This is a genomic window from Petrocella sp. FN5, assembly GCF_029210395.1.
Classification (GTDB): Bacteria; Bacillota; Clostridia; order Lachnospirales; family Vallitaleaceae; genus Petrocella.
Genome location: NZ_JARGDP010000126.1, coordinates 1 through 3332, shown reverse-complemented (window position 1 = coordinate 3332; position 3332 = coordinate 1). Strand labels below are relative to the sequence as shown.

Genomic DNA, 3332 nt, shown 5'->3' with positions numbered 1-3332 from the left:
ATATTATTTGATAGAACCTGCAACCATGCCCTTGATGATATGTTTTTGGGCAAAGAGGAAACCGACGATAATGGGTGCGGCCGCCATGAGTACCGCGGTCATAATAAGGTCCCACTTCTTAACAAAGGATCCTGCAAAGGCCCTGATGGCTAGGGGTATGGTTTGTACGTCTTGGCCGACACCTAAGATCAACGATGGCAACAAGAAGTCGTTCCATATCCAAATGGCATTTAGGATGATGACCGTTACAAATATGGGTCGCAGTATGGGCATGATGATCTTAAAGAAAATCTGGGGACGGCTACAGCCGTCTATGGTGGCTGCTTCTTCTAGCTCTAAGGGTATGGATTTGATGAACCCGTGGAACATGAAGACCGCAAGTGGGGCGCCAAATCCGATGTAGGCGATGATCATACCATGATAAGTTCTAAGCATTCTTATGCCTGTGGCTTCATAGATCATTCTAAAGAAGGCGACCAGTGGAAACATGACCACTTGGAAGGGTATGATGAGCCCGCTTAAGAAGACTAAGAAGATGATGGTGGATAGTTTGCTTTTGGTTCGAACCAATACCCATGCTGACATGGCGGAGAAAATGGTGATGGTGGTCAGTGAGCCTACGGTGATGATGACCGATGAGAACACACTTGATGAGTATCTAATGCTTGGTCTGTTCCATATGTCGTTGATGTTGACTAAGAGTTGACTCCATTGGTTTGGCAAAGATATGGGGTCAGTGATGATTTCTAAGGATGATTTGGCTGAGTTGATGACGACGATGAAGAAGGGAAACATGATGATGACAAAGAGGATGAACGTGATGATGGTTAAGATTGTGTTGACCATATTTTTTTTGACACCCATTACATTTCCACCTCTTTCTTTTTATTATAGTAGACCTGGCCGATGGATACCACCGATAGGACGATGAAGAATATGATGGCTCTGGCCTGGCCTTCTGCCATGTTGTTGTATTTGAAGGCGACACTATAGATGTGCACGGCCAACATTTCCGTTGAGTTGACGGTGGTGCCTTGGTAGATGGCGGTTGGTCCTCCGTTGGTTAAGGCGACGATGATGTCGTATTGCTTAAAGGAGGTGACCAAGGTTAAAAAGGAGGTGATGGTGAAGGCTTGTGCAATCATAGGTATGGTGATGCTTCTAAGTCTTTGAATGAAGTTGGCACCATCGATTTGGCTGGCTTCTATAAGCTCCTGCGGTACATTTAGCAGGGCCGCTACGTAGATCATCATGATGTACCCAGCGTATTGCCATGTAAAGGCAAAGATGAGTCCAAAGAGGGCTAAGTTGGGTTCTGCTAGGATGAGGATTTGTTCTAAGGCTTCTATGCCAAACAAAGTTCCAATGGAGGGTACGACACTTTTGAAGATGAACTGCCAGATATATCCAAGTACCAGTCCCCCGATTAGGTTGGGGATGAAAAAGCCTGCTCTAAAGAAGTTTTTGAATCTAATTTCTCTTGTGACGAGAAAGGCCAGTGTTAAGGCCACTGCGTTGATTGAGATCACGCTTAGCAAGGTGAACAGGAAGGTTCTTAGGAAGGAATACCTAAATGCCAGATCACTGAACATGTTCTTGTAGTTGCTTATGCCTACCCAGTTGGCTTCTTGTCCTGCTACAGCTGTCCAGTCTGTCATAGAGTAATAGATACCCATGCCAAATGGTACGACTACTACAAGGATGAAACTTGACAAGGCCGGTACTAGAAATAGCCAGAATACCAGTTTTTCTTTTGTTTTTTTGTTCATACGTTTTCCTTCTCCCTCGGTCATTTTATTTGTTGTTGCTTTTTGTTGTTGCTTTTTTGCTACTTGCTTGTTTTTTGCTTTAACTTTTACCCTATCTATGGGGTTTTTCTTATGAATTAAAAGGAATGTCCCCATTGCTTGTCCTTGTGCCTTTTCCTTTTAATTCATAAGAAGGGTGTGTGTCTTACACACACCCTTCCCAAATGTTTCTTCTACTTTTTCGCTTTGTTTTCTTCTTTTATTTGATTTCTTCGATTTTTGCTACAAGTTCTGCTATGAAGCCTACTTTGTCTAAGTCACCTTTTGCATAACTTTCATAAAGTGGTGCGATGGTTCCCATTCCGAATCCGTCCGGCATGTCGTTTTGTAACCATGTGTAGGCACCGTTTTCTTTGTTCAACCACTCTGTTACGTTGGCTGATAGTGGGGTGTCTGGTACGAGGGTTACGTTTGTAAATGCAGGTACCATTTTCGCTTCGTTAACCATATAGTTATGTCCTGCTTCTGTTGTTGCCATGAAGTTTAGGAAGGCTCTTGCTGCTTCTTGGTTGGTACTGTCACTGTTTAGTACATAGTAAGATGGTGCGCCTATGAAGATGGCGTTGTGCTCTCCATATACAGATGCATGTGGTGCAAAGCCCATTGGGAAGTCTACCCCATTGTCTGTTAACCATGGGTCAATCCAGTTTCCTTGGTGGACAAAGGCTGCTTGACCGGTTGCAAATTGGCCAACTTGAGCATCATAGTTACCTGTTAATAATACAGCTGTATCTGCATATGCAAAGAGAAGTTCTACCCAGTCTGCATACTCTGTTAAACGCTCTACATCTGCTTCTCCGCTGTTGAGTTTGTCTAGTACTGTGGTGTCTCCATACTCTAGTCCTGCTGAGAGGTAACCGTTAAAGTTGTGTAAGCCTGTTACCCATCTCATGTCTGGGCCTGCTGCCATCGCTACTACAGATTTTAGACCGAGTTCGTCTTTCATTGCGTCGATTGTTTCAAAAGCTTCTTTGTAGGCTGCTTGTGATGTTAGGGTTGCAGGATCTACACCAGCTTGGTCTAAGATGTCTTTGTTATATGCCATTCCCCATGCTTCAACTGCTACTGGGAAGCCATATACTTGACCGTCTACTGCAAATTCGAGTGTTGTTAAATCCATCCATTCTTCATTCTCAAATGGTGTGAGTTTGGTTTTCCATGTGTTGTATCCGCCCATTCCTTCTATGACATAGATGTCCGGTTGTCTGTCGGATTGGAATTCTGCTTTTAGGTTCTCTGCGTATGGTGTGTCTCCGCCAGAGGTTTTGACAGTAACTTCTACGCCTGTCTCTGCTTCATACAAGGCTGCAAATGCCATCAGTTGTTCACCAATCTCTACTTTGTTCTGATAGATGACGACGCTTTGTCCCTCTGTTGATGCTGGTGCTTCTGTCTCTGTTCCTGTTTCCGGCGTTTCTGTCTCTGTTGTTGGGGTCTCTGTTTTCCCACAGCCGGCAAACAATGCTGTTACCATTGCAAGTACCATTATTATTGTTAACAATTTTTTCATTTTTGTTCCTCCCT

The 3332-nt window shown here is 43.9% G+C and carries 3 protein-coding genes; all 3 read right to left on the bottom strand.

Going from position 1 to position 3332, the window contains the following annotated elements; translation table 11 throughout:
- Window positions 1–3: 3 nt before the first annotated feature.
- The 3 genes from P0N36_RS14795 to P0N36_RS14785 all read right to left on the bottom strand — a co-directional run bounded on the left by P0N36_RS14795 (window position 4) and on the right by P0N36_RS14785 (window position 3318).
- Window positions 4–864, bottom strand: coding sequence for a carbohydrate ABC transporter permease (locus P0N36_RS14795; protein ID WP_275843643.1), 861 nt, complete (start codon window positions 862–864; stop codon window positions 4–6).
- A complete protein-coding gene (locus P0N36_RS14790; protein WP_275843642.1) occupies window positions 864–1769 on the bottom strand; it encodes a carbohydrate ABC transporter permease in 906 nt (301 codons plus the stop codon). Before P0N36_RS14790 ends, P0N36_RS14795 begins: the two co-directional genes overlap by 1 nt.
- 238 nt (window positions 1770–2007) lie before the next feature.
- Window positions 2008–3318 carry an ABC transporter substrate-binding protein gene (locus P0N36_RS14785; RefSeq protein WP_275843641.1) on the bottom strand — a complete coding sequence of 437 codons (1311 nt, stop codon included), beginning with the start codon at window positions 3316–3318 and terminating at the stop codon, window positions 2008–2010.
- Between the last annotated feature and the right edge of the window lie 14 nt (window positions 3319–3332).

What these genes read in the sequence shown, in the direction of transcription:
- P0N36_RS14795 (WP_275843643.1), bottom strand. Translation starts at nt 864, where the DNA reads ATGGGTGTCAAAAAAAATATGGTCAACACAATCTTAACCATCATCACG.
- P0N36_RS14790 (WP_275843642.1), bottom strand. Translation starts at nt 1,769, where the DNA reads ATGAACAAAAAAACAAAAGAAAAACTGGTATTCTGGCTATTTCTAGTA.
- P0N36_RS14785 (WP_275843641.1), bottom strand. Translation starts at nt 3,318, where the DNA reads ATGAAAAAATTGTTAACAATAATAATGGTACTTGCAATGGTAACAGCA.